The following is a 25095-nucleotide window of genomic DNA, read 5'->3' as shown; positions in this document are numbered from 1 at the left end:
CAAGGAAGATTTGTGCACGAATTAGAATTTCCGACCACCGAACAGCTCTTGCCGGAGCTGGCGGAATACGTCGGAATCCCGAGCAACAGCCGAAGCGCTTCGAGTGAGACGATGCGCGAGGCCGCAGGGTGGCTTGCCAACCAGTTGTCCTTCGCGAACGGCCGAATCGTGGAGACCGCAGGCTTCCCCGTGGTCCGGGCCGACTGGCTCGAGGCACCGGGAGCGCCCACTGTTCTGATCTACGGCCACTATGACGTGCAGCCCACGGGCAGTCTTGACGAATGGGACTCCGAACCGTACACGCTCACCGTCGACGGCGACATCGCGCGTGGCCGAGGCGTCACCGATGACAAGGGACCCGTTTTCATCGTTCTCAAGATGGCGCAGGCGTTCATGGCCCAGCGAGGCGGACTTCCGCTGAACGTGAAATTCCTGCTCGAGGGCGAAGAAGAGATCGGCAGCCCCAACTTGCCGCGATATGTTCGAGAGCACGCCGAGGAACTGGCAGTAGACCTCGTCATCTCCGCGGACGGCGCCCAATGGCGCCCGACCGAACCCTCGCTGTCTATCGCGTCGAAAGGGCTGGTGACCCTCGACGTGGTGGTGACCGGCGCGCACCGCGACCTGCACTCCGGTCGTTTCGGCGGTACGGTCGCAAACCCCGTTCACGCACTGAGTGCCATCCTCGCCAGCCTGCACGACGACACGGGTCGTGTTGCCGTCGACGGGTTCTACGACGGGGTCAGCGAGCTCAGCGACGAACGCCGGGCCGAGATTGATGCTGTCTGGTTCGACGAGGAGGAGTACCGCGACTCCGTCGGATCTCCCGCGCTGTTCGGCGAAGCCGGCTACAGCACTCTGCAACGACTGTGGGAGCGACCGACCCTGGAGATCAATGGCGTCAGCGGTGGCGGCAAATACACGGTGATCCCGCATGTTGCCACCGGCAACATCTCCTGCCGACTGGTCGGCATGCAGGACCCGGGCCAAGTTGCGGACGCCATCACCCGGCACATCGCGGATCTTGATCTCCCGGGAGTCGAAGTCGAGGTCAATGTGGACAGAGGGGGCGTCCCCGCGTATCGAATTGACGCCGACCATCCGGCGATCCGCGCTGCCACGGCCGCCTTGAACCATGTCTACCCGGGCGAAGACGTGCTGCTCGCCGTTATCGCGGGCACGCTGCCGCCGACGACGATGTTCGAGGAGGTGCTCGGCGCGAAGACCATCTTCTTCTCCTTCTCGACAGCGGACGAGAACCTGCACGCCCCGAACGAATTCTTGCGGCTCCGCCGCATTTCCGAGGGAATGCGAGCCTGGGAGAAGCTCTGGATCCTGTTGGCCGAGCACCTCGTTCCTGCCGGCGAACAGACAGACGCGATCGGGGTGGCCTGATGTCATCAGGCGACTACCGTTCCTACGACTACCTCGGCTTGGATCGCACGCCTCCCGCGGAGCTCGCACCGGAATTCGATCGGGTGCCCGCGTATGACGGCGGTTTCGACACAGCGACCATAGCCCGGGCTGAAGCACTGCTGGCCGAGAACATCACGATCAGCTTGCACGATCACCCGGTGCTCTTTCCGGCGGACATGAGCGACACGCCGGCCTATAACCGCACCGGCCGCCAACACACCGCGTTCAACGGTCTTGCGGCGTCGGGGCTGACAGTCGTCTTCGACAACATGATGAACGGCACCGCCTGCGTCACCGGCAACGCCCCGTGGCAATGGGACGACGTTGTCACTGACCTCGGGATGCGCCAGGCAGATCTCGCCCATCAGTCCCGGGTCGTGGTGATCAAGACAGTGGCAGACATCCGTGCCGCGCACGCAGAAGGAACTGTTGGTCTCGTCTTCGGTTTGGAGGCTGCGACGCCGATCAACAACGACATCGAAAAACTCGACGTATTGCACGGACTCGGATTGCGGCAGATCGGCATTGCATACTCTGACTCGAACGCGCTGGGCTCGGGATTGAACGAGCCCACCGATGGCGGTCTGACAAATCTGGGGCGTAAAGCGGTTGCGCGAATGAACCGGTTGGGGCTGGCGATCGACGTCTCGCACTCCTCGGATCTCACGGGCATCCAGACGTGCGCGGTGTCTGACCGTCCCGTGTTCATGACTCACGCCGGTGCACGAGCGATCTGGGACATCCCCCGTCTGAAGTCTGATGCCGCGCTGAAGGCGATCGCCGAGACGGGGGGTGTGATCGGCATGTCGGCTGCGCCCCATACGACCATCTCGAAAGCCCACCCGAAGCACAGCATTCTTTCGGTGATGGACCATTTCATGTACTGCCTGGATCTCGTGGGAATTGACCACGTGGGGTTCGGGCCGGACACACTGTACGGAGACCACGTCGGGCTGCACACGACGTTCGCGGGACTGCTGAACAAGGATGCGATCGCCGCGGGACCGGAACATGAATTGGTCCCGTATGTCGACGGCTTGGAGAATCCGACCGAGAACTTCCACAACATCGCCGCGTGGCTGGTGCGTGAAGGTTTCAGCGATGAAGAGATCATCAAAGTGCTCGGCGGCAATATCCTGCGCGCCCTTGAAGAAATCTGGGTGTGACGAGCCCATCATGACATTGCCACTCAGCGGGATTCGAATACTGGCCCTTGAGCAGTATGGAGCCGGCCCCTTCGGCTCGTCCCACTTGGCCGACCTCGGCGCAGAAGTGATCAAGATCGAGGACCCCAACGTCGGAGGCGACGTCGGGCGCACGGTTCCGCCGTATCGACAGGGTGAGGACTCGCTCTTCTTCGAAACATTCAACCGCGGTAAGAAGTCCATCTCACTCGACTTGAATTCCGCGGTGGGCCGGGATATCTTCAACCGACTCGTGCGGGTCAGCGACGCGGTGTACTCGAATATGCGCGGTGACGTACCCGAGAAGATCGGGATCACGTACGACGACTTGAAGACATTCAACCCCGCGATTGTCTGCTGCTCCCTGAGTGGATTCGGCATGACCGGGCCGCGTCGCGCCGAACCCGGGTACGACTATGTGATTCAGGGGCTTTCGGGCTGGATGGACCTCACTGGGGAGCCGGATGGCCCACCCACCAAATCCGGTCTCTCGATCGTCGACTTCTCCACCGGCTATGTTGCAGCACTGGCGCTCCTGGCGGGACTGCACGCCGCCAACCGCGACGGAATCGGTATGGACTGCGATGTGAGCCTCTACGACACGGCATTGAGCATGTTGACGTATCCCGGAGTCTGGCATCTCAACGCGGGCTACACCCCCCGGCGGATGCATCACTCCGCCCACCCGTCGATCGTCCCCTTCCAGGCCTACAAAGCATTGGACGCGTGGATGGTCATCGCTGCACCCAAGGAGAAGTTCTGGCTACGCCTGACCCAGGTGATCGGACGTCCCGACCTGGCCGAGAACCCGAAGTTTCGGCTTCTGGCAGACCGGCAGCGCAATGCGGAGGAACTCCAAGAGGTTCTGGATGAGATCATCGCCACGCGCACGGTCGCCGAGTGGATGGTGCCGTTGCGGGCTGCGGCAGTGCCGTGCGGCGAGGTGAATACTGTCGCTGACGCGTTCCTGGATCCGCAGGTTGCCGCACGCAACATGATCGTGGAGGCGGAGCACCCGCTTTACGGCACGGTCAAGACGATCGCGTCACCGGTCAAGGTCGGAAACCACACCGCACCCGTCGCGCGCGCCCCGCAACGTGGCGAACACACTCACGACGTTCTGCGTGGCCTGATCGAATTCACCGAAGATGACGTGGCCGAAGCGGAGGCGTCCGGGGCTTTCGGGCCGGTGAAACCAATTGCGCCCGAGGCTGGAGTCAGCTCGTGAATGCCCGCTGGACTCCGACCGAGGAGTATCGGGAGGACGCGATCGCCGAGGCCGCTGCGGGCAACCTGCATGACCTGTTGGACCGTCCTGGAACTGCACCTATCACCGGGCAACCGTTACCGATCCTCTGGCACTGGCTGGCGTTCACACCGCGGGCCCGACAGTCTGAGATCTCTCCAGACGGGCACCCGGTCACCGGCAGATTTCTGCCTCCGGCAGCGGGTCGGCGCCGCATGTATGCCGGCGGCACGGTCTCCGTCAGCGGGAACGTGGCGATCGGTGCGCCGTTGCAGCGAAGGTCCCTGGTCACGGATGTCACTGAAAAGAGCGGACGGTCCGGTGACCTGCTGTTCGTGACCGTCGAGCACGAGATCGCGTCCGAGGGCGGATCGATCTCAGATCGCAACGACATCGTCTACCGTGATGCCACAGGTTCCGCGCGGATGGCCGAGAGCACTCAGGTCGACACCGACTGGACGTGGGGTCGAAGCGTAGTGATCGATCCCGTGGTCTTGTTTCGAATGTCGGCACTCACCTACAACGCGCACCGCATCCATTACGATCGCGACTACGCGAGGGGTGTCGAGGGATACCCCGGTCTGGTGGTGCACGGGCCCCTTCAGGCCCTTCTGCTCGCCGACCTCGCTGATCGAACATACCCGGACCGACAAGTGGCGTCGTTCACCTTCCGTTCAACCGCCCCCGCATTCGACGAGAACCCCCTTGAGCTCCGCGGACGAATGGACGAGGAGACGGGCATGTTGGATCTGGCGGTCTTCACCCGCGGGGGAGTTCAGAGTATGAGGGCGAGCGCAGTGCTTGCCACGCCGTGCGCGCTCCCATAGCGGGCAGTTCGCTCTGTGCGGCCGACGGCCGGCAAGCGGACAGCCCAAGCCGAAACAGCGTTCGCCCAATCCAAGATGTGTGTTGCAGAGAAGGAAGATCACCAATGACCGAACGCCGAACAACCCTCCACGTCGAAGCCCTGATTGCCTCAGCAGGGCTCGGCGGCTTCTTCTTCGATGATCAGGCCGCCATCAGATCGGGCGCCGAGCGCGACGGGGCGACCTACCGCGGCAATGCTGTGACACCGGGTTACTCGTCGGTTCGGGAGCCAGCCGAATCGGTATCGGTCATGTTGGTTCTGAGCGACGGTTATGTCGCGGTCGGCGACTGCGTCAGCGTGCAGTACTCCGGTGTCGGCGGCCGTGAACCGCGCTTCCACGCAGCGCACCTGGTCGAAGTGCTGCAGGAAGAGCTTGCCCCGTTGCTCCGAGGATTCGACGTGAGCAACTTTCGGGCTGCGGCGCTGGCTGCCGAGTCCCTGATCGCCGGAATCGACGGCCTCGGGCGTTCAGCAGCCTACGGGGTCTCCCAGGCGCTTCTGGATGCGGCGGCGCACGCCGCCGGGCACCACCTGATGGCCAGGGTGGTTCGAGACGAGTGGAACCTGTCTGAGCCGTGGGCGACGGTGCCCATCTACTCCCAGTCGGGGGAGGAACGCTACGAGAACGTTGACAAGATGATCCTCAAGAATGTGCCGGTTCTCCCGCACGGCCTGATCAACACCCCAACCCTCGTCGGTGTGGGGGGAGAAGCGCTTGAGGCGTACGTGCTCTGGATCCGGAAACGTCTGGCCGAACTCTCCGCGAATGCGGATTACCTGCCGACCCTGCACCTGGACGTGTATGGCCAAATCGGGGTGCAGGCCGAGGGCTCCGTTGAAGGGACTGCCGACATCATCCAGCGGCTCGAACGCGCGGCGGGACCGCACGGGCTTCGTATCGAGCATCCGATCGACGCCGGGAGCCGCGGCGGCCAGATCGAGACCCTCGGCGCCCTGCGACGCCTGCTCGCCGAGCGGGGCTCACGCGTTGAGATCGTCGCCGACGAGTGGGCGAACACAGCCGAGGACATCCACCTGTTCGTCGAGGCGGGGGCGGTCGATCTGGTGCAGATCAAGACACCTGACCTCGGGTCGATCCACCATACTGTCGATGCGATCCTGGACTGCCAGGCACATGGGGTAGGGACCGTGCTCGGTGGGAGCTGCTCGGAAACTGACCGCTCCGCCATTGTGACCGCCAATATCGGCGTTGCCACCGGAGCCACCCAGATGCTGGCGAAGCCGGGAATGGGCGTGGATGAGGGGTTGGCAATTGTTTCCAACGAGATGAACCGCATACTCCGCCTGGATCGCCATCTGGACGATGTGCGGTCTCGTGCCTGACGCATCGGATAGGGGAGTGACTCTGGCATGTCGAGCGTGATCGCCAGCGGCTTCACCCTTGGCCCGGCGCTGTTGTTCTGCCCGGCGGACCGACCGGAGCGTTATGCCAAAGGGGCCGAACGCTCGGACGCGGTGATCATGGACCTGGAGGATGCGGTGGCGGCTTCGTCGAAGGAGGATGCCCGCTCGGCGCTCGCCGCGAGCACTCTCGACCCCGAGCGGGCGCGAACGGGGAGGCTGCGGTGGACACAGTGTATTTCAACATTCCCGGTACGACACGTCAGCCCGCCATCGTCGATGTGTGGGTGCTCATGGGGGTTGTGCTGTTCGAATGGGACAGTTGACTCAATTGCCGGGCGGCCACAGGGCGCATGAGCACCACATAGAGCCCAGCAGCCACGATCATTCCGATGATCCAGGAGATGTCGGCGCCGCCGAGCGGGTCGACGAATGGCCCGACATAGAACGACGAGTTCACGAACGGGACTTCAACCACGATGGCGACAACGTAGGCGATCATCGTGCGCCAGTTGACGCGACCGTAGATGCCGTTGGCGTCGAAGATCGCGTCAAGGTCGTAGGCACCGTGCCTGACCAGGTAGAAGTCGGCCAGGTTGATCGCTGTCCACGGGATCAAGAAATATGCCAGGAACAGGATGAAGTTCGAGAAGTACTGGAGAAAGTTGTTCTCTCCGATTATTCCGACGGCCGTACCCACCACAGCGGCGACCAGAATGAACCAAACGCGGGTCGAGGTGTGCATGCGCAACTTCTTCAAGGCGTCGATCGTCGTGGTTGACGACATGAACATGCCGTACAGGTTCAGCACCTGCACCGCGGCGATGCCAAGGATCAGCACAATGGAGATCGACCAGCCCCAACCGCCGGGGGCGAGACCGACGATGAAGTCGGAGGTGCCCCTGTTGAACGCATCCGAGGCGACCGCGACGGCGATCGATCCGAGCGACATCATCCAGATCGCTGCGATCACGGTGCCGGCATAGGTCCACCAGAACGAAGCGCGGATGGAGGTGTTCGAGGGCAGGTAGCGGGAATAGTCGGCCACATACGGCGCGTAGGTGATCTGCCAGGTGGCTGCGATCGCCACGACCAACAGGAAGGTTCCGGCCGTGAACTCGCCCCCCGCAACCCAGGCGTGCCCGATATTGTTCTGGGCGAACAACTCGATCGTGATGTAGATGAATGCGATCGCCGCGATGACGCTGACCACACGCTCGAAACGGTGAATGGTGCGGTACCCGTAGATCGTGACAATAGTGATCGCAATCGACAAGATGATCGCGGCGAGCACGAATGGGATGTGCCACCAGGTCGCGAGAGCCTGCCCGCCGAGAACGGCGCTGCTGGCGAAGAAGCCGATGTACATCAGCAGAACCAGGATCAGGGGCACGATCGCGCCGAAGTAGCCGAACTGCGCCCGACTTTGGATCATCTGCGGAATGCCGAGCACGGGCCCCTGTGCCGAATGAAGCGCCATGAAGACGGCCCCGAAAAGATTCCCGACCACGATGGCAAGAATCGCCCACGGCAGCGGAAGACCAAGAACCACTCCGAGGGCGCCGGTGACGATCGTGGTGATCTGCATGTTTGCGCCGAACCATACGGCGAACAGGCTCCACGGATGCCCGTGCCGATCTGTTTCGGGAACGTGCTCGATGGTATGACGCTCGATACCGGCCGTCGATGCTGCCGGATGGATCCTGGCCATGATCTGTCCCACTTCACATCAGGTACGTCCTCGATCCCGTTGTGGAGGTCGTGGGTACCGGGGCCGCAGATCGGCGACGCACGTGAATGTGTGGAGCGCGGATTCTGGTGGGGTCCTGTGTGCTGCCTGACAATTCATATTTTACGCCTGAGCGCGCTCGCTGGGAGGGGGGCCCGAAAAACAGCGTGAACGTGGGGCGCGCTGCTGGGTCAATCGACCGGCGCCGGCACCACGGCGACCGCGGCCCCACTCAACTCCAGGTGCACGGTTTCGCCCACGGCGGGCGTGTGTCTGGCCGCGTGCTGCACGGCAATCACGGAACCATCGGCCAGACGTACCCCGGTGCGACGGATCGAACCGAGAAAACTCGTTGTCACGACGGTACCGGGAATGCCCGAGGCCACCAGTTCGATCTCCTCCGGGCGCAGCAGCACCAGCACGGCGCCCGGCGGGGTCTCCGGGTGAAGCAACGGCAGCCGGGAGTCGAGAACCAGCACCTCGCCACCGGAGACCACACCCGTGACACGGTTGCTCAGCCCGATGAATTCCGCCACGAATGGCGTCGCCGGGCTGCGGTAGAGCTCTTCCGGGGTGCCGATCTGCTCGATCGTGCCCGCTTGCATCACCGCGACCCTGTCAGCGATGGCGAGCGCCTCCTCCTGGTCGTGGGTGACGAACAGTGTAGTGATGCCGAGGTCGATCTGAATGCGACGGATCTCTTCGCGCAGTTGCACCCGCACCTTCGCATCGAGGGCCGACAATGGCTCGTCCAGTAGGAGCACCCGGGGTTCGGTCACCAGCGCACGGGCCAGCGCGACTCGTTGCTGCTGCCCTCCGCTCAACTCATGGGCGTACCGGGCCGCGTGGGTATCAAGGCCGACCAGGGCGAGGGACTCGGCTGCCCGCTGCCGCCGCTCGGTTGCCGGAACCTTGCGCATCCTCAGCCCGAACTCCACGTTCTCGCCCGCGGTCAGGTGGGGAAACAACGAGTATGACTGGAAGACCATGCCCATGTCGCGCTTGTTCGTCGCCTGGTCGGTGACGTCTTCGCCGTCGATCATTATCGTTCCCGAATCGATGGTCTCCAGCCCGGCCAGTGAGCGCAGGGCGGTCGTCTTGCCGCAGCCGCTGGGCCCGAGCAGGGCGACGAACTCGCCCGGGTGCACGGAGAGGTCGAAGCCGCTCAGGGCGGGCTGTCCCGCGAACGTCTTGGTGATGTTCGCCAGGGTGACGGCGACGGATTGAGTGGATCTCACGATTGGGTCCTGGTCTTTCTCCGGCCCTTTTGACCGGCTGCTCCCACTCCGCCGATCACGAGGAGGAGCACGAATACGAAGGCGAGTGCGAGAAGCGCGATGATCACCGCGACGTAGGGGTCGGTCTGCGACATCAGCAGGATCGAGGTCTGCAGGTTCTGCCTGCTGAGCAATGAGGCGATGGTGAACTCGCCGAGTACCACGGCCACAGAGATGAAGGAGGCGGCCAGGATGCCGCGGCGCAGGTTCGGGATCAGCACCCGCCAGAACACCGAGCCCCAGCCGGCGCCGAGCGAGCGGGCCGCCTCACTCAACGTGATCACGTCGATAGCCCCGAGGTTCGACTGGAGGGTGCGATACGCGTAGGGCAGAACCGTGATGCCGTAGGCGAACGCGAGCGTCCAGACGGAGCTGCCAAAGATCTGTGCCACGACCGAATAGACCGGTGCGAGCCCGACCACCAGCACGATTGCGGGAACAGTGATCGGGATGATGCAGATGAACTCAAGCAATCGTACGAGCGACGGAAAGCTCAGCTGTACGAGCACCATGGTTGGCAGAAGCACGAACAATACGATTGCGACGGTGACGACCGCCAGCACGAGAGAGTTGACCAGACCGGTCCACACCACTTGGTACCGCGATGCGTTGGCCGGGTTGAACAAGCCGGTCCAGTGGTCAAGCGTGTACCCGCCCGCGAGTCCCTGGCGAAGCGAGAATTCGATCATCGACAGAATAGGAATGGCGAAAAGCACGCCGATCACCGCAAGGATCCAGCGCCGCGTTCCGGCGGTGGGGGCGCTGCGCACGCCGGTTGCCGCGCGGCTCACCGCTGCCACCTGGTCGTGCGTTTCTGCAGGAACGAATAGGCGGTCATCACGATGATCATGACGACGATCATGCCCAGCGCGAGTGCACCGGCCATGTTCGACCGGCCGAGAATGGTCTCACTGACCAGGGCCGCGCGAATCTGCAGGGGCACGATCTGCGACCCCTGGCTGATCAGTGCAGCAGCTGTGGCAAAGGCCGAGAACGCATTGGCGAACAGCAACAGCAGGCTTCCGAAGAAAGCCGGCGCCAATACGGGGGCCGCGATCCGCGTCCAGTAGGTGAAGCGGGTTCCACCGAGTGTCGCGTTCGCCTCGGCCCATTGTGGTTTCAATCCCTCCATCGCCGGCAGGAAGACGATCACCATCAACGGGATCTGAAAATACAGGTAGGGCAGGATGAGCCCCGGAACCGTATACAGCCAGACCCCATCCGCGTAGATGTCGAAATGGATCGTCGACTTCAACAAAACGGTGACCAGCCCGGCCGCACCCATCATGGAGATGAACGCGAAGGCGAGCATCACACCACCGAATTGGGCGAGCACGCTCGACGCCGACTCGATCGTCTGCCGCAGGCGTCCCTCCGGCCTGGCCCCGAGCATTGCGTAACAGATCACCGCTCCGACGATCGCCCCGACGACCGCGGTCAATGCTGACAACCAGAACGAGGAGATGAAAGTGTTCACAATCACCGGATCGAACAGGGCCGCGATATTTCCCAGGGTGATAGTGCCGTCAGTGTCGAAGAAGCCGGTGGCCAGGGCCAGAATCGTCGGCAGTGCCAAAAAGGCGAGCACATAGAACGCGAACGGCGTCAACCCGAGAAAGGCCCAACTGCGCTTCTTGCGACGAGTCGGCTCGGCCGCGGGGCCGGGGTGACGTCGGGGTTCGACCCCGACGTCACCACCCGCACCGCCAGGCGTGTCAGCGATAGTCACTGGTATCAGCTACTGGCCGATAGCCGCCGCCCATTCCTTGGACAGAAGGGCGTTGGCCGCGTCGGTCTGCTCCGTGGTCGGGGTGACCCGTTTGTCCGGAAGGGGACCGACCGCGTCGAGCGCCGCCTGGTCGACGGTTTTGGCCGTGATCATCGCATCGAGGGTCACCGGGTAGGCGCCGGCGGCTAGATACAGGTTCTGGGCTTCGGGGGTGTACAGGAACTCCTGCCACAGGCGGGCTGCGGCGGGGTGCGGGGCATCGATGTTGATGGCCTGGTTGTAATAGCTGATGTACGCGACACCGGGGAGGCCGGTGACCTTCCAACCATCAACCGTCGCCGCGGCAGCAACATTGTTGAAGCTCCAGTCGAAGACAACGCCGGTCTCACCCGAGGCGATGGTCGCCGGCGTGGGGTCCACCGTCAGGAAGTTGCCGGCCTTGCTCAGCTTCTGCACGAAGTCGATGCCCGGCTGGAAGTCATCCAGGGTGCCGCCGCTCTGCACCGTGATGAACCCGATGGCGGCGAACGCGGCCCCGGCCTGAGTGGGGTCTCCGTTGATGGCCACGGCGCCCTTGTAATCCGCTTTCAAGAGGTCATCCAACGACGTCGGTGCCGCGTACTTGGCTGAGTTGTAGCCGATCGACATGCTGCCGGTGTAGTCGTTGACCCACAGGCCGGTCGGCTCCTTGTTGCCGTCGGGGATCTCAGCCCAGTTCGCAACCTTGTAGGGCGCGAACTTCGCCGTGCTGGCCAGGGCGACCGCCGTTCCCAGGTCGAAGACGTCGGGCGCGGTGTCCTGGCCCTTGTTGTCGTCGGCGGCCTTGATCTCGTCGGCGCTCGACCCGTTCGGGTTCGCGGAGTTCACGGTGAGCCCGTACTTCGTCTTGAACGCGGCGATGATTTTGCCGTAGTTGGCCCAGTCGTCGGGAAGGGCAATGACGTTGAGCGTACCCTCTGCCTTGGCGGCGGCGACCAGGCCGTCGATTCCGCCGAATGCCTCAGCGCTGGTCGCTGTCGAGGCGTCAACCCCACTAGCGGACGGCGTGGCGCCAGAGCCGGACGAACAGCTGCTCAGGGTGAGTGCTGCAACCGCCGCGACGGCCAGAGCGGCGGTGATGGTGCGTGTCTTGAACATTGTTCCTCCATTGGTACAATTTCAGCCATCCGTGCACGTCGCCGACGAAGAGAAGTCGAGTGTGGCGTTTGGCCGCCTTGTCTGCATGCTACTGGGTGGTGGCGACGGTTTGGGGTATCAGTTTGTGAACGATTGGGAAACTATCGCGCCCGAGATCTGTTCCGGCTGACCGGGTTGGATCCCTATTGGGGGCTGGCAACCAATAGCATCGGAGATACGGACGCCACGGCGGCGCCACGTGGACTGAAATGAGTGGTTGCATCCCATGACGCAGGCCCCCCATCCTCGCAACAACCGCATGCTGACCGTCGAACAGTTGACCGACATGATCTCAAGCGGTGAGACCGACACAGTCATTCTTGCCTTCACCGACATGCAGGGCCGGCTCCAGGGAAAACTGCTGCATGCACCCTTCTTCCTGGAATCGGCACTTGCCGACGGAACCGACGGCTGCAATTACCTGCTGGCCGTTGACGTCGAGATGGAGACGGTGGGCGGTTACGACAGCACGTCCTGGGAAAAGGGCTATGGCGACATGGCGTTCGTGCTGGATCTCGACACGATACGCCGGTTGCCACACCGCCCCGGCACGGTGATGATCCAGTGCGACCTCGGCCAGATCGACGGTGGTTCGGTTCCGATGTCGCCGCGCACCATGTTGCGCGTCCAGGCCGAGAGGGCGGCCGCCCGCGGATGGAGGGTCCTGGCGGGAACCGAGCTCGAGTTCATGATCTACGAGAACACCTACGAAGACGCCTGGAACAGGCGTTACGTCGACCTGACCCCGTCAAACCAGTTCAACGTCGACTATTCCATTCTCGGATCCCTGCGTGTGGAACCGCTGCTGCGCACTCTCCGAAGCACTCTTTATCAGGCCGGCATGACGGTTGAGAGCGCCAAGGGCGAATGCAACCTGGGCCAGCACGAGATCGCCTTCGAATACGACGAAGTGGTCACGACGGCCGATAACCACACTGTCTACAAGACGGTCGCAAAGGACATCGCCCACCAGCAGGGCAAGTCGATGACGTTCATGGCCAAGCCCAATGAGCGCGACGGCAGCTCCTGCCACATTCACATGTCGCTGCGCGGCATCGAGGGGGAATTCGTCTTCTGGGATCAGGAAAGAGGGCGGCGCACGCCGCTGTACGACCACTTCATCGCCGGGGTGCTGCACACCATGCGCGAGTTCACGTTGTTCTACGCGCCCAACATCAACTCGTACAAGCGCTTTGTACCGGGTTCGTTCGCGCCGACTGCGGTGGCGTGGGGCATCGACAATCGCACCTGCGCGGTTCGGTTGGTCGGGCACGGCCGAAGCGCCCGCCTCGAGAACCGGTTGCCCGGTGGTGACGTGAACCCGTACCTCGCGTTGGCTGCCATGCTCGCCGGCGGCCTATACGGCATCGAACACGAGCTTGAGCTTCCGGCGGCGGTTTCCGGAAACGCCTACACCTCCGGTGCCCCGACGGTGCCGACCACCCTGCACGAGGCCAGAGACCTGCTCGCGAATTCGACGATCGCGCGAGAGGCCTTCTCCCACGAGGTCATCAAGCACTACCTGAACTATGCCGACGTCGAGATCGCGGCCTTCGACGCGGCCATCACCGACTGGGAGCTTCGTCGCGGGTTCGAAAGGCTCTGAAAATGAACTCAACCGTCACACAGTCGCAACCCGCCGAGTTCTCGCCATTGAGATTCCCGGCCTCACCGTTCTCTGGCGGCGGGAGTGTGGATCTCCTCAACCCGGCCACCGCAACACGGCTCACCACGGTGCAACTGGCCGATCGGAACGACACCGACCAGGCGATCGAGCACGCCCACCGGGCCTCAGCTCCTTGGAGCGCGATCGCCCCGGGGGAGCGCGCCAGGCTGCTGCGCTCCTTTGCATCGGCAGTCGAGGAGAATCTGGAGGAACTGGCCTGGCTGGAGGTCGCGAACTCAGGGCACACCATTTCGAACGCCCGGTGGGAGGCCGCAAACGTACGGGACGTGCTCAACTACTATTCGGCGGCACCGGAACGGCTGTTCGGCCGCCAGATCCCGGTGGCTGGCGGCCTCGACGTCACATTCCACGAACCGCTCGGGGTGGTCGGCATCATCGTGCCGTGGAATTTTCCGATGCCGATCGCGGGATGGGGATTCGCGCCGGCGCTTGCCGCCGGGAACACTGTGGTGCTGAAACCAGCCGAGCTGACTCCGCTCACCGCGATGCGCCTGGCCGAGCTCGCGGTGGAGGCCGGACTTCCGGAGCATGTGTTCACGGTGATCCCGGGACCGGGGGCGGTGGTCGGGGACCGTTTCGTGACCCATCCGCTGGTGCGCAAGGTGTCGTTCACCGGGTCGACCAGCGTGGGCAAACAGATCATGCGTGGCTGTGCCGACCAGGTGAAGCGCCTCACCCTGGAGCTCGGAGGCAAGAGCGCAAACATCATCTTCGATGATGCCAACCTCGAAGTGGCTGCGGCCACGGCCCCCGGCGCAGCCTTTGACAACGCCGGTCAGGACTGCTGTGCCCGGTCCAGAATTCTGGTTCAGTCGACCGTGTACGAGCGCTTTCTGGAGTTGCTGGAACCCGCGGTCAAAGCCTTTCGAATGACCGACCCAGCCTCGGCCGACGCGCAGATGGGACCGCTCATCTCGGCCAGCCAGCGCGACTCGGTCCTCGCCCACCTAGACGGGGCGAACGTGGCGTACCGGGGCGCCACGGCCGGGCCCAGCGCCGGGTTCTGGCTGCCGCCGACCGTTGTGCTGCCGGATACGGCCGAGGATGCGCTCTGGCGCGCCGAGATCTTCGGGCCGGTCGTCGCTGTCATGCCCTTCGATGACGAGTCGGATGCCATCCAGAAAGCGAATGACACGGAATACGGACTGTCTGGCTCGATCTTCACCTCGGACATCGGCTGCGCGCTGCGGGTGGCGCGGGGGGTGGCCAGCGGCAATCTGTCAATCAACTCGCACGCATCGGTGCGGTACTGGACCCCGTTCGGCGGCTTCAAACAATCGGGGTTGGGGCGCGAACTGGGGCCGGATGCGCCGAACTCGTTCACCGATGTGAAGAACGTCTTCATCGCCACCGACGATTGACCACTGACGACTGACCGACGCATCCGAAATTTGAATCAGCGCGAATGAACCGACAATGAAAGGGCGGAGGCACACAGAATGACGGGAAAGCTCGAAGGAAAAGTGGGCGTGATCACTGGGGGCTGCTCGGGGATCGGACTCGCGACGGCGAGGAAGTTCGTGGCCGAGGGTGCGCGAGTGGTCATCGGTGACCTCGACAACGTGAACGGGCCGCGGATCGCCGAAGAACTGGGCGGGTCGTTTCTCCGGACGGATGTCACCGATCAGGCCGAGGTCGAGGCCCTGTTCGCGCACGCCAAGGCGACATTCGGCAGCGTCGACATCGCCTTTAACAACGCTGGGATCTCGCCGCCCGACGACGACTCGATCCTGAAGACCGGCATCGAGGCCTGGAACCGCGTGCAGCAGGTAAACCTCACCAGCGTCTACCTGTGCTGCAAGGCGGCGCTGCCGTACATGTTGGAACAGGGCGCGGGCTCGATCATCAACACCGCCTCGTTCGTGGCGCTGATGGGGGCGGCCACCTCCCAGATCTCCTACACGGCCTCGAAGGGCGGGGTTCTGGCGATGACCCGCGAGCTGGGAGTGCAGTTCGCCGGCAAGGGGATCCGGGTGAATGCCCTCTGCCCCGGGCCGGTGAACACGCCGCTGCTGCAGGAACTGTTCGCCACGGATCCGGAACGTGCCGCACGTCGCCTGATCCACATTCCCATGGGGCGCTTCGCCGAACCGGAGGAGGTCGCGAACGCCGTGGCATTTCTGGCCAGCGACGAAGCCAGTTTCATCACCGCGACGGAATTTCTGGTCGACGGCGGCCTCTCACACGCCTATGTGACCCCCTTGGAATCCGACTTTGAGTGAGACGGCACTGTGAGTGAGATGACACTGTGAGTGAGATGGCCGAGGGCCTTCCCCTGATCGGAGTGAGCACGTACCGCCAGGCGGCGACCTGGTCTGGCTGGCGAGACGTTCCCGCCGACGTGCTTTCAGCCGAGTACGCCGAATCCGTGCGGGCCAGCGGCGGTGTGCCTGTGCTCATCCCACCGGTGGCGACCGAGGCCCAGGCGCACGCTGTGGTGTCGAGGTTGGACGCGCTGATCATCGCCGGCGGAGCCGACATCGCCCCCGCCCGGTACGGCGCTGAAGTCGACCCGAGTGTGACGGTGTGGTACGACGACCGTGACGCCTCGGAGCTGTGGTTGTTGGATGCTGCCGAGACGAGGCAACTGCCGGTGTTCGGCATTTGCCGGGGAATGCAACTGATGGCAGTGCGGTCAGGGGGCACCCTGATTCAGCACCTGCCGGACGTGGTCGGGCACGAAGACCACTCCGGTCCGGCCAACGGCTATGGCCAGGTGCTGGTCGAGGTCGCATCCGGCCACCGCATCTCAGAGTTGGTCCCGGCCGTTTCCACCGTTCCCTGCCATCATCACCAAGCGGTGGCCAGCCACCCGGGGTTCATCGCCACGGCCCACGCGCAGGACGGCACGATGGAGGCGATGGAGGCGCCGGGGCCGCGCTTCGTGGTGGCTGTGCAGTGGCATCCGGAGACTGCCAACGACAAGCGACTGTTTCAGGGGCTCGTCGCTGCTGCCTCGCAGAAGCGCTGAGTCGAAAGCATGAGTTGAGGTAGGACGGGTCAGGGTTCGAACGTGTTCACCAGCGAGTGTGCGGCGCGGTCGAGGTAGTCCCAGAGCGTTGCCTCGTGCATGGGCGACATCTCCATGGTGTCGAGCGCGGCCCGCATGTGCTTGAGCCAGCGGTCGCGGGCATCCGGGTTGACCTTGAACGCGGCGTGCCGCATGCGCAGCCGCGGGTGTCCGCGGGTCTCACTGTAGGTGGTCGGACCACCCCAGTACTGCTCCAGAAAGCCGGTCAATCGCTGCACTGCGCCTTCGAGGTCGTGCTGCGGGTACATGTACCAGAGGCCAGGATCCTGGCGCACGCCCTCGTAGAACGCTCGCACGAGTTTCTCGAAGGTGGCGCGGCCGCCGACCTGCTCGTAGAAGGTCTCTTGGCCCGGAATGGTCATCGGTAATTCACCTGACACGATCTAGTTCGTCTCCCTGGGTTTCTCGGTTGCAGGTTTCGCCTTCGTGCGGCGCGCCTTCTCGGGCGCGAACGGCAGGGGTCTCGTGTGGGGGGGACGGGCGCCGCGCACGCTGGCGGCCCGCTCGAAGCCGGTCAGTAAGGTCGACGTCAGCCCGGGGAGTTGGATCTCCTGCTCATCGAACGCCTCTTTCAGGCGCATTCGCAGTTCCCGCGCCACGTCGTCCTTCGTGCTGCTACGGGTCTTGACCGTGAGTCGCAAGATGGCCGAGTCGGCGGTGATCGACTCCAGTCCCCATACTTCGGGTTTGTCCAGAAGCAGGGCCTGCCACTTCACCTCCGAAGTGAGTGACAACGCGGTCCTGCGAATTGTCTCCTCGGCAGCGGACGTGTCGGTGCCGCTCGGAACGGACACGTCGATGATCACCCGTGCCCAGCCTTGTGAAGTGTTGCCGACTCGGAGGATCTCGCCATTGCGCACGAACCACAGGATTCCGTTGACGTCACGCAGCTGGGTGACCCGGATGCCGACCGTCTCGACCATGCCCGTTGCCGGACCGAGGTCGACGATGTCACCGACACCGAGCTGATCCTCCATCACCATGAACAAGCCGTTGAGAACGTCTCCCACGAGCTTCTGGGCGCCGAACCCGAGCCCGGCGCCGACCGCCGCGGTGAGCAGTGTGAAGGAGCCGAGGATGGTTTTATCAATGACATTGACGATCAGCAGCACGGACACGACAAAGAGGATGATGTTGACGACATTGCTGAGCACCGAGCCGAGGGTGCGACTGCGCTGCACCAACCGCACTGCCGCCAGGGGCGAGGCGGAAAGGGCCTGCGTGTCATCAACGTTCTGGGTCTTCTTCACACCGGACACGATCCGATTCACGACCCGGCGAATCACAAAGTGCAGCAGCCAGCGCACCACGAGCACCACCACGATGATGATGATGATCGGCACGATCTTGCCGGTGAGCAATGTCCAGGTAAAATCGCCGAGGTCTGCCCAAAATGTTTCCCAGTCCATAGACCAGCCAGTCTAATCTGCCGTACTCGTGAGTCCCGCGGTGCCCTGGCGTTCAGAGAGCCGGATGTCGGCACGCCCGACGCGACACGTCTTGGCAACGGGCCACTGGCGTTCGAACGGTCAGCCCTGTGCGACCACGCGGTTCTCGTAGGCGAAGATCACGGCGTGCACGCGGTCGCGAAGGCGCAGTTTCTGCAACACGCGACCCACGTGAGTCTTCACGGTCGACTCCGAGAGAAAGAACCGCTGAGCGAGTTCGCTGTTCGTCAGCCCCTCGGCAATGGCCAGAAAGATCTCCCGCTCCCGAGGTGTCAAGCCAACAAGTGCGTCGTCCTCCACACCGTCGGATGCCTCGGGTAGACGTTCCCCGAACAGCTCCAGCATGCGCCGGGTCACCCGGCCCGACACGACCGCGTCACCGGCCGCCACTCCCCGGATGGCAGCCATCAGCTCGGCCGGGCGGGCGTCTTTCAACAGGAACCCGCTGGCACCAGCACGCAGCCCACCGAACGCGTAATCGTCGAGGTCGAACGTCGTAAGAATGATGACCCGGCAACTCGGGTCCGCGGTGACGATCTGCCGGGTGGCGGCAATGCCGTCGAGTCCGGGCATTCTGACGTCCATCAAGACGACGTCTGGTTTCAGCTCGGCCGCGAGCGCCACGGCGGATGCCCCATCACCGGCTTCGCCAACAACAGTCAGGTCGTGTTCGGCTTCCAGGACCATGCGGAATCCCAGGCGCATGAGCACCTGATCGTCGACGATCAGAACGCGGATGTCGCCAGTCGCGGGCGCGGCCTCGTTCCCGTTGGCCTCGGTCATTGTGCACTCCCTGTTCGCCCTGGCGTGGTCAATCGGGACATGCTCGCCGCGTTCAGCGGGCTCAGCGGGTTCAGCGGGTTCAGCGGGCTCAGCGCAGCGGGGGGTGTCACAGCCGACTCATTCTCCGGCATGAAGGCAGCGTACACGCGCCAACCACCGCCGGGTCGGGGCCCGGATTCCAGGGTGCCGGCGTAGAGCGCGATGCGTTCCCGCATGCCCACCAGGCCGCGGCCGGAACCGGGTGAGACCGGGGCATCTGCGCGCCCATCGTCGTCGATGCGAACGCTGACTGAATCTGGTGTGAACGTCGCGATCACGTCGATTTCGCTTGCGCCGGTCGCGTAGCGCAAGGCGTTCGTGAGCGATTCCTGCACGATGCGGTACACGGTCAGCTGCTGCACGGGGTCTGCCGGCGGCACCCCGGTAGAAGCGAATGTGACGGGAAGCCCGGCGGTGCGGAAGGTATCAACGAGGTCGGCAAGATCTTCGATGCTCGGCTGCGGCTGGAGGGCCGCCCCTCCGGTCGCGGAGGCGGGGGGTTCGTCGATCAGAACCCCGAGCATTCGGCGCATGTCCGCTAATGCGTGCCGTCCGGTTTCGGCGACTTGGTCCATGGCGATCCGCGATCGCGCGGGATTCTCGGCGATGGCGGCAACCGACCCGTCGGCCAGTGACACCATTACGCTGAGACTGTGCGAGACGATGTCGTGCATCTCGCGAGCGATGCGGGCGCGTTCGGCAGAGGCCGCCAGTTGCGATTGCTGGTCCCGCTCGCGTGCGAGCTGAGCGGCGCGATCGACGAGGGCGCCGACGTAGCGTTTGCGATTACCGACATTGATGCCGACCAAGGTGGCCAGAAGCATGACAACGATGGCCCAGCTGCTCACGGATACGGGTTCGCTCTCCCCGCCGGCCACTCCCGTCGCGCTGAACACCTCGGAGAGAGCCAGTCCGGCGGCCCGCACGATCTGGTTGGCGAGCAGGGCGGCCATAATGCTGACGAAGGCGGATGCGACCAGGCCGAGCCAGCCATCCCTGGTTGACCGATGCACGGCGAGTGAGTAGAGCCCAACAGGTATCGCGAGCGCCGTGATGCTTCCGATCAGGAATGATTCCATGCCTCCAAACGGTGAGACTGCAGCGACCAGGGCGCAGCCCAACATGCCGGCCAGGGCGGTCCACGGCCGGTGACGGCGAACGACCAGCGCGGCCGTTGTTGCGGCCACCGTCAGCATCCATACACTGACAAGCCAGGGTGACGGAGGAGTGTCAAGGTAGAGGGAGAACACTCCGACGGACATGACGACGAAGAAGGTCCCCGCGATCAAGGAATCGGTCCACCACGGATGTCTCGCCCAGAACTGGCGAATCACTCCAGGCGGTTTCGGCAGTTCTCGCTCGACCGACGAAACTCGTTGGTCGAGCGAGAACGTGTTCGTAACCATGTCGAGGACTTTACCCGTCGCGGTGCTTCAACAGCACCACGCCGACGAGCAGGGTGACTGCCGCCCAGGCACAAGTGACCAGAATCAGCTGCCAGGATTCCATTCCGCTCGGCATCCCGAACACAAGCAACCCGAACGATTCCATGCCCGCGTTCATCAACAGGAATGACGCAATGTCTCGCGTCCAATCGAACGGCATCATTGCGACTGCGATCGGCAACAAAAGGATCGCGCCCAGGGCCGCGGCGATTCCGCCTGCACTGCTGCGCACGATCGCGCCGAGACCCAGCGCGAATATGGCCACCACAGAGAGGTAGAGGGCTGCGATGGTGAGAGGTGCCGCCACGCTGTCGCGGAACAGGTCTGCGTGCATTCCTTGATCAGCCAGCAGCGGGGCAGCGATCAGGAACGCACCGAAATTGGCAATCAGGGCAACAATGAACGTGGTCACGCCGACCACGAGCGCCTTGGCAACCAGCACGGATGTGCGGGTGGGGACGGCCGTCAAGGTCGACCGAATCATCCCGGTCGAATATTCGCCGCTGATCACCAACACGCCGAGCACTGCGGCGACCAACTGCCCAAAGAAGACGCCGAAGGTGGCGGCCTGAAACACGTACTCCACCTGCTCTGCTGCGGTCAGGTAGGAGCCGTCAGCTTCCGAGGCCGATGACACGAGGAGGGTCAGCCCCCAGGAGACCAACACGATGAGCGCGAAGGACCAGACGGCCGAGCGCAGGCTGCGCAGCTTGATCCACTCGGATGCAACAGTGCGTCGAAAAGTCACCGCGTGACGCGGCTGAAGTCCGGTCTGGCGCGCGGCTTGGGCGGCACTGACCGGGAGGGTTGCTGTCGTGGTCATCGGGTGTCCTCCGTGCGATATTCGACGTCGTTGGCGGTGAGAGCGAGGTAGGCGTCTTCGAGCGATGCATTGATCGGGGTGAGTTCGTGCAGGGCGATGCTGGAGCGGGCGGCCGCGTCGGCGACCTGGGTCGGGGTGAGCCCGCCGATGGTGAGCAGGTCCGGTTCGACGCTGGTCACGGTGATGCCGTCGCGGGTCACCAGCCGGGCCAGGTCTTGAGCGCGCGGGGTGCGCACCCGCACCGCCTTGGTGCTGGCGGCGGCAAGGATCTCGGCGATCGGGGAGTCCGCGATTATCCTGCCGCGCCCCAACACGATGAGGTGGTCTGCGGTCTGGGCCATTTCGCTCATCAGGTGCGAGGAGAGGAAGATGGTGCGGCCCTCGGCGGCGAGTTGGCGGGCGAGGTGGCGCACCCAGAGCACGCCCTCGGGGTCGAGACCGTTGACCGGTTCGTCGAGGATCACCGTGGCCGGGTCGCCGAGCAGGGCGGCGGCGATTCCGAGGCGTTGGCCCATGCCGAGTGAGAAGCCGGCGACACGTTTTTTGGCGACCGGTTCCAATCCGGTCATTGCGATCACTTCGCGCACGCGCGATTTGCCGATTCCGTGGGTGGCGGCCATGGCGAGCAGGTGGTTGTAGGCACTGCGCCCGGAGTGCACGGCTTTTGCGTCGAGTAGGGCACCGACTTCATGCAGCGGCGCGCGATGCCGGGCGTACTGTTTGCCGTTGACGGTGACGCTGCCGGCGGTGGGGGAATCGAGCCCGACCACCAGGCGCATCGTGGTTGACTTGCCGGCGCCGTTTGGCCCGAGGAATCCGGTCACCAACCCCGGTCGCACCGTGAATGTGATGTTGTCGACGGCGAGCTTTGCGCCATACCGTTTGCTGAGTTGTTCTATTTGGATCATGCTTCAAAATTACGGATGAGGCGTGACGGATACATCCACCGTCGGGCCCGCTTCGTGGCACCGGTCGTAGTACCGCGGTACGAGGTTGCCCCGCCCCCCGACGTGTTGCGTCTTCGAAGGTCAGACTAAAGGACAGCGTTAGCTTTGAAGGACGGTTGCTGCAGGATTGTGCCTTCTAAGCGCACCATTGCCTTCCGACTGCGGTAGGTATTGCTTCGCGTTACGGAACGGGTCAGGCGTCGCGGGCCTGGGCGGCGAGGGCGCGGGTGACGCCGGCGAGGTTCTCGATCACGAGGCGGCGGAACGCCGGCACCTGGTCGGGGTTCTCATCCAGCCATTTCTGGGTGGCGTCGCGCAATGCCGGGCTGGCCAGTGGCGCCGGATACAACCCCTCGACCAAGGTTTCGGCGATGTGGTAGCTGCGGTTCGCCCAGATGTCGTTGATGCTCGCGAAGTAGCGCTCGACCAGGGGTTCGAGCAACGCCTGCTCGTTCACGTGCAGAATGCCCATCGCCGTCGCCCGCACGATTGCGTTCGGGGCGCTGTCATCGGTGACGATGGAGTCGAAGGCAGCCTGCTTCGCCTGAACCGTCGGAATGGTGGCGGCCGCCCGAGCCGCGGCCTGATTGCCGTTTGCTGTCGTGTCGGTTGCCAAGACCTGCTCGATCTCTGCGTGCCCGGCGACACCATTCAGAACCAGCGCGTTCAGCAGCACCCAACGCAGGTCGGTGTCGACGGTGAGCCCGTCGAGCGTGATGGTGCCGTCGAACAGTCCCTGGATCGACTGCGTGTGGGCCGGCGAACAGGCGACCTGGGCGAAGTGGGTCACGAACTGGAACTGGGCATCCGACCCGGCCTCGGCACCTTGGGCGAACTCCCACAGCGCATCCCCGATGCGGGCGAGCGTGTCGGCGCGAACGGTCGGGTCGACATACCGCCGCGCGGTCAGCACGACCTGGCCGAGCACCGTGCGCATTGTGGTGCTCTCGGTCTCGGTGGCGACATTCGCCAACACCAGATCGACGAATTCGCGTGGCCTGGTCTCGGCATCCCGCATTGCGTCCCACGCCGCCCCGAGCACCAGGGCGCGGGCGAGTGGGCTCTGGATGTCGGACAGGTGCGCCGTGGCCGCAGCCAGTGACAGATCATCCAGCCGAACCTTCGCGTAAGCCAAGTCGTCGTCGTTCACCAGGATCAGGTCGGGCCGGGAGCGCCCGATCAGCTCAGGGACATCCGTTCTGGCCCCATCGACATCGAGTTCGAAACGTTCGGTGCGCACCAGGGCGCCGTCGGCCACAGTATAGAAGCCGATCGCGAGGCGGTGCGGCCGAAGCGTCGGATACGCATCCGGGGCCTCTTGCAGCACGGTGAACGAGGTGATCACCCCAGTTTCGTCGGTGGCCACCTCCGGCCGGAGGGTGTTCACACCCGCGGTCTCCAGCCAGAGTCTCGACCAGGCCTCAAGGTCGCGGCCGCTGGTTGCGCTCAGCTCGGTGAGCAGGTCGGGCAGTTCGGTGTTGCCCCACTCGTGCTTCGTGAAGTAGGAGGCCACACCCGCCATGAAGGCCTCTTGGCCGACCCAGAACGCCAACTGCTTGAGTACAGACGCACCCTTGGCGTAGGTGATGCCGTCGAAGTTCGCCTGCACGTCGTCGAGATCGTTGATGGTCGCCACGATGGGGTGAGTCGACGGCAATTGGTCCTGCTCGTACGCCCACGCCTTCTCCATCGCCGCGAAGGTGGTCCATGCCTCGTGCCATTCGGTCACCTCGGCCGTGGCCAGCACCGAGGCGTATTCCGCGAACGATTCGTTCAGCCACAGGTCGTTCCACCAACGCATGGTGACCAGATCGCCGAACCACATGTGGGCCAGTTCGTGCAGGATCGTCACGACCCGGCGTTCCTTGATCGCGTCGGTCACCTTGGAACGAAAGACATAGGTCTCGGTGAAGGTGACGGCCCCGGCGTTCTCCATCGCCCCCATGTTGTATTCGGGCACGAACATCTGGTCGTACTTCTCGAACGGGTAGGGGTAGTCGAAGTTCTCCTCGAAGAAGGTGAATCCCTTGCGGGTGATGTCGAAGATGTAGTCGGCGTCCATGAATTCGGCCATGGAAGCCCGGGCGAACACTCCCAGGGGAATGACGCGGCCATCCGAGCTCGTCAGCTCGCTGCGCCAGTCGATGTAAGGCCCGGCGACCACCGCGGTGATGTAGCTGGGCAACGGCGGCGTCGGCGCGAACTCCCAGCGGGCCACCCCGTCGCGCACGGCGACCGGCGCGGGCATTGGCGAGTTGGAGATGACCTGCCACTTCGCCGGCGCGGTGATCGTGAACTGAAAGGTGGCCTTCAGATCGGGCTGCTCGAACACGGCGAACACGCGTCGGGAGTCAGGCACCTCGAACTGGCTGTACAGGTACACCTCCTGGTCGACAGGGTCAACGAACCGGTGCATGCCCTCACCGGTGTTCATGTACACGGCATCCGCCACGATCTTCAACACGTTGTCGTCGGCGAGGTCGTCGAGTTGGATGCGCACCCCGTCACTGACCGCGGCGGGGTCGAGCTCCACACCGTTCAATGTGACCGAGTGCACTGTGCGGGTGATCGCGTCGATGAAGGTCGACGCCCCTGCGCTCGCGGTGAACGCCACGGTCGTCGTGCTCAAAAACGTCTCGGGGCCGGTCGTGAAGTCCAACGCGATCTCATAACGTGAGACGTTCACCAGTGTGGCGCGCTCCCGGGCTTCGTCGCGGGTCAGGTTTTCTCCAGGCACAGCACGCTCCTCAGGTGTGGAAATTCTGGGCGGCCACGCAAGACTGCGCCAGACCGTCCACAATTCTAACGCCGATGCCGCCCCGAGCCGCAGGGCGATGATCACCGGGCAGGGGGTGCCTCGAGTCGGCAACGCATGAAAAAGGTGCCCGGGCAGGCGGGTGTGCAA

At 63.9% G+C, this 25095-nt stretch carries 21 protein-coding genes and 1 pseudogene; 10 read left to right on the top strand and 12 right to left on the bottom strand.

From position 1 onward, the window contains the following. The first annotated feature begins 12 nt into the window (after window positions 1-12). From DL891_RS03520 to DL891_RS17430, 6 genes and pseudogenes are all read left to right on the top strand, one after another. The gene (locus DL891_RS03520; RefSeq protein WP_157962364.1) at window positions 13-1395 is read left to right on the top strand and encodes a M20/M25/M40 family metallo-hydrolase; all 1383 of its coding nucleotides are present in this window, start codon (window positions 13-15) and stop codon (window positions 1393-1395) included. Next, window positions 1395-2582: a dipeptidase gene (locus DL891_RS03515; protein ID WP_111719033.1), complete on the top strand. Its 1188-nt coding sequence runs from the start codon at window positions 1395-1397 to the stop codon at window positions 2580-2582. The genes DL891_RS03520 and DL891_RS03515 overlap by 1 nt, the downstream gene beginning before the upstream one ends. Before the next feature lie 10 nt (window positions 2583-2592). Beyond that, window positions 2593-3828 carry a CaiB/BaiF CoA-transferase family protein gene (locus DL891_RS03510; protein WP_111719032.1) on the top strand — a complete coding sequence of 412 codons (1236 nt, stop codon included), beginning with the start codon at window positions 2593-2595 and terminating at the stop codon, window positions 3826-3828. Further along, on the top strand, window positions 3825-4673 hold the full coding sequence (locus DL891_RS03505; protein ID WP_111719031.1) for an acyl-CoA dehydrogenase: 849 nt from the start codon (window positions 3825-3827) through the stop codon (window positions 4671-4673). Before DL891_RS03510 ends, DL891_RS03505 begins: the two co-directional genes overlap by 4 nt. Window positions 4674-4777: 104 nt before the next feature. Continuing rightward, entirely contained in the window at window positions 4778-6058 is a 1281-nt protein-coding gene (locus tag DL891_RS03500; RefSeq protein ID WP_111719030.1) for a methylaspartate ammonia-lyase, read from the top strand. A 27-nt stretch (window positions 6059-6085) separates the two neighbouring features. Then, window positions 6086-6280 (top strand): annotated as a pseudogene (locus DL891_RS17430) (CoA ester lyase); the annotation flags it as partial. 58 nt (window positions 6281-6338) lie between these two features. Here DL891_RS17430 and DL891_RS03490 read toward each other — a convergent pair. From DL891_RS03490 to DL891_RS03470, 5 genes are all read right to left on the bottom strand, one after another. Then, complete coding sequence (locus DL891_RS03490) at window positions 6339-7787, bottom strand: cytosine permease (protein ID WP_111719121.1); 1449 nt, start codon at window positions 7785-7787, stop codon at window positions 6339-6341. A gap of 209 nt (window positions 7788-7996) precedes the next feature. Beyond that, entirely contained in the window at window positions 7997-9013 is a 1017-nt protein-coding gene (locus tag DL891_RS03485; protein ID WP_232818996.1) for an ABC transporter ATP-binding protein, read from the bottom strand. Between the two features lie 26 nt (window positions 9014-9039). Next, on the bottom strand, window positions 9040-9852 hold the full coding sequence (locus DL891_RS03480; protein ID WP_232818995.1) for an ABC transporter permease: 813 nt from the start codon (window positions 9850-9852) through the stop codon (window positions 9040-9042). A gap of 17 nt (window positions 9853-9869) precedes the next feature. Continuing rightward, a complete protein-coding gene (locus DL891_RS03475) occupies window positions 9870-10691 on the bottom strand; it encodes an ABC transporter permease subunit (protein ID WP_232818994.1) in 822 nt (273 codons plus the stop codon). Window positions 10692-10820: 129 nt separating this feature from the next. Then, the gene (locus tag DL891_RS03470) at window positions 10821-11948 is read right to left on the bottom strand and encodes an ABC transporter substrate-binding protein (protein WP_111719026.1); all 1128 of its coding nucleotides are present in this window, start codon (window positions 11946-11948) and stop codon (window positions 10821-10823) included. A gap of 265 nt (window positions 11949-12213) precedes the next feature. On the opposite strand from DL891_RS03470, the gene DL891_RS03465 reads away from it, so the two are divergent. The 4 genes from DL891_RS03465 (at window position 12214) to DL891_RS03450 (ending at window position 16645) form a co-directional block, all read left to right on the top strand. Then, the gene (locus DL891_RS03465) at window positions 12214-13593 is read left to right on the top strand and encodes a glutamine synthetase family protein (protein ID WP_111719025.1); all 1380 of its coding nucleotides are present in this window, start codon (window positions 12214-12216) and stop codon (window positions 13591-13593) included. Between the two features lie 2 nt (window positions 13594-13595). Further along, entirely contained in the window at window positions 13596-15035 is a 1440-nt protein-coding gene (locus tag DL891_RS03460) for an aldehyde dehydrogenase (protein ID WP_111719024.1), read from the top strand. 78 nt (window positions 15036-15113) lie between these two features. Continuing rightward, a complete protein-coding gene (locus DL891_RS03455; RefSeq protein WP_111719023.1) occupies window positions 15114-15896 on the top strand; it encodes a 3-oxoacyl-ACP reductase in 783 nt (260 codons plus the stop codon). Between the two features lie 35 nt (window positions 15897-15931). Continuing rightward, entirely contained in the window at window positions 15932-16645 is a 714-nt protein-coding gene (locus tag DL891_RS03450; protein WP_111719022.1) for a gamma-glutamyl-gamma-aminobutyrate hydrolase family protein, read from the top strand. A gap of 29 nt (window positions 16646-16674) precedes the next feature. Here DL891_RS03450 and DL891_RS03445 read toward each other — a convergent pair whose 3' ends face one another. The 7 genes from DL891_RS03445 to pepN form a co-directional block, all read right to left on the bottom strand. Continuing rightward, the gene (locus tag DL891_RS03445) at window positions 16675-17067 is read right to left on the bottom strand and encodes a globin (protein ID WP_111719021.1); all 393 of its coding nucleotides are present in this window, start codon (window positions 17065-17067) and stop codon (window positions 16675-16677) included. A 21-nt stretch (window positions 17068-17088) separates the two neighbouring features. Next, on the bottom strand, window positions 17089-18114 hold the full coding sequence (locus tag DL891_RS03440) for a mechanosensitive ion channel family protein (RefSeq protein WP_111719020.1): 1026 nt from the start codon (window positions 18112-18114) through the stop codon (window positions 17089-17091). A 120-nt stretch (window positions 18115-18234) separates the two neighbouring features. Continuing rightward, entirely contained in the window at window positions 18235-18936 is a 702-nt protein-coding gene (locus DL891_RS03435) for a response regulator transcription factor (RefSeq protein WP_111719019.1), read from the bottom strand. Continuing rightward, entirely contained in the window at window positions 18933-20381 is a 1449-nt protein-coding gene (locus DL891_RS03430; RefSeq protein ID WP_111719018.1) for a sensor histidine kinase, read from the bottom strand. Before DL891_RS03430 ends, DL891_RS03435 begins: the two co-directional genes overlap by 4 nt. A gap of 10 nt (window positions 20382-20391) precedes the next feature. Further along, complete coding sequence (locus DL891_RS03425; protein WP_111719017.1) at window positions 20392-21243, bottom strand: ABC transporter permease subunit; 852 nt, start codon at window positions 21241-21243, stop codon at window positions 20392-20394. Beyond that, a complete protein-coding gene (locus DL891_RS03420; RefSeq protein WP_111719016.1) occupies window positions 21240-22151 on the bottom strand; it encodes an ABC transporter ATP-binding protein in 912 nt (303 codons plus the stop codon). The genes DL891_RS03425 and DL891_RS03420 overlap by 4 nt, the downstream gene beginning before the upstream one ends. Before the next feature lie 232 nt (window positions 22152-22383). Then, window positions 22384-24927: an aminopeptidase N gene (gene pepN / locus DL891_RS03415; protein WP_111719015.1), complete on the bottom strand. Its 2544-nt coding sequence runs from the start codon at window positions 24925-24927 to the stop codon at window positions 22384-22386. Between the last annotated feature and the right edge of the window lie 168 nt (window positions 24928-25095).

It is taken from the genome of Homoserinimonas sp. OAct 916 (assembly GCF_003260275.1).
GTDB lineage: Bacteria > Actinomycetota > Actinomycetes > Actinomycetales > Microbacteriaceae > OACT-916.
The sequence above is the reverse complement of the archived record's forward strand: the minus strand, read 5'-3'. Positions and strand labels throughout refer to the sequence as shown.

What these genes read in the sequence shown, in the direction of transcription:
- DL891_RS03425 (WP_111719017.1), bottom strand. Translation starts at nt 21,243, where the DNA reads ATGACCACGACAGCAACCCTCCCGGTCAGTGCCGCCCAAGCCGCGCGC.
- DL891_RS03420 (WP_111719016.1), bottom strand. Translation starts at nt 22,151, where the DNA reads ATGATCCAAATAGAACAACTCAGCAAACGGTATGGCGCAAAGCTCGCC.
- DL891_RS03515 (WP_111719033.1), top strand. Translation starts at nt 1,395, where the DNA reads ATGTCATCAGGCGACTACCGTTCCTACGACTACCTCGGCTTGGATCGC.
- DL891_RS03430 (WP_111719018.1), bottom strand. Translation starts at nt 20,381, where the DNA reads ATGGTTACGAACACGTTCTCGCTCGACCAACGAGTTTCGTCGGTCGAG.
- DL891_RS03470 (WP_111719026.1), bottom strand. Translation starts at nt 11,948, where the DNA reads ATGTTCAAGACACGCACCATCACCGCCGCTCTGGCCGTCGCGGCGGTT.
- DL891_RS03450 (WP_111719022.1), top strand. Translation starts at nt 15,932, where the DNA reads ATGGCCGAGGGCCTTCCCCTGATCGGAGTGAGCACGTACCGCCAGGCG.
- DL891_RS03465 (WP_111719025.1), top strand. Translation starts at nt 12,214, where the DNA reads ATGACGCAGGCCCCCCATCCTCGCAACAACCGCATGCTGACCGTCGAA.
- DL891_RS03435 (WP_111719019.1), bottom strand. Translation starts at nt 18,936, where the DNA reads ATGACCGAGGCCAACGGGAACGAGGCCGCGCCCGCGACTGGCGACATC.
- DL891_RS03440 (WP_111719020.1), bottom strand. Translation starts at nt 18,114, where the DNA reads ATGGACTGGGAAACATTTTGGGCAGACCTCGGCGATTTTACCTGGACA.
- DL891_RS03445 (WP_111719021.1), bottom strand. Translation starts at nt 17,067, where the DNA reads ATGACCATTCCGGGCCAAGAGACCTTCTACGAGCAGGTCGGCGGCCGC.
- DL891_RS03460 (WP_111719024.1), top strand. Translation starts at nt 13,596, where the DNA reads ATGAACTCAACCGTCACACAGTCGCAACCCGCCGAGTTCTCGCCATTG.
- DL891_RS03455 (WP_111719023.1), top strand. Translation starts at nt 15,114, where the DNA reads ATGACGGGAAAGCTCGAAGGAAAAGTGGGCGTGATCACTGGGGGCTGC.
- DL891_RS03500 (WP_111719030.1), top strand. Translation starts at nt 4,778, where the DNA reads ATGACCGAACGCCGAACAACCCTCCACGTCGAAGCCCTGATTGCCTCA.
- DL891_RS03490 (WP_111719121.1), bottom strand. Translation starts at nt 7,787, where the DNA reads ATGGCCAGGATCCATCCGGCAGCATCGACGGCCGGTATCGAGCGTCAT.
- DL891_RS03510 (WP_111719032.1), top strand. Translation starts at nt 2,593, where the DNA reads ATGACATTGCCACTCAGCGGGATTCGAATACTGGCCCTTGAGCAGTAT.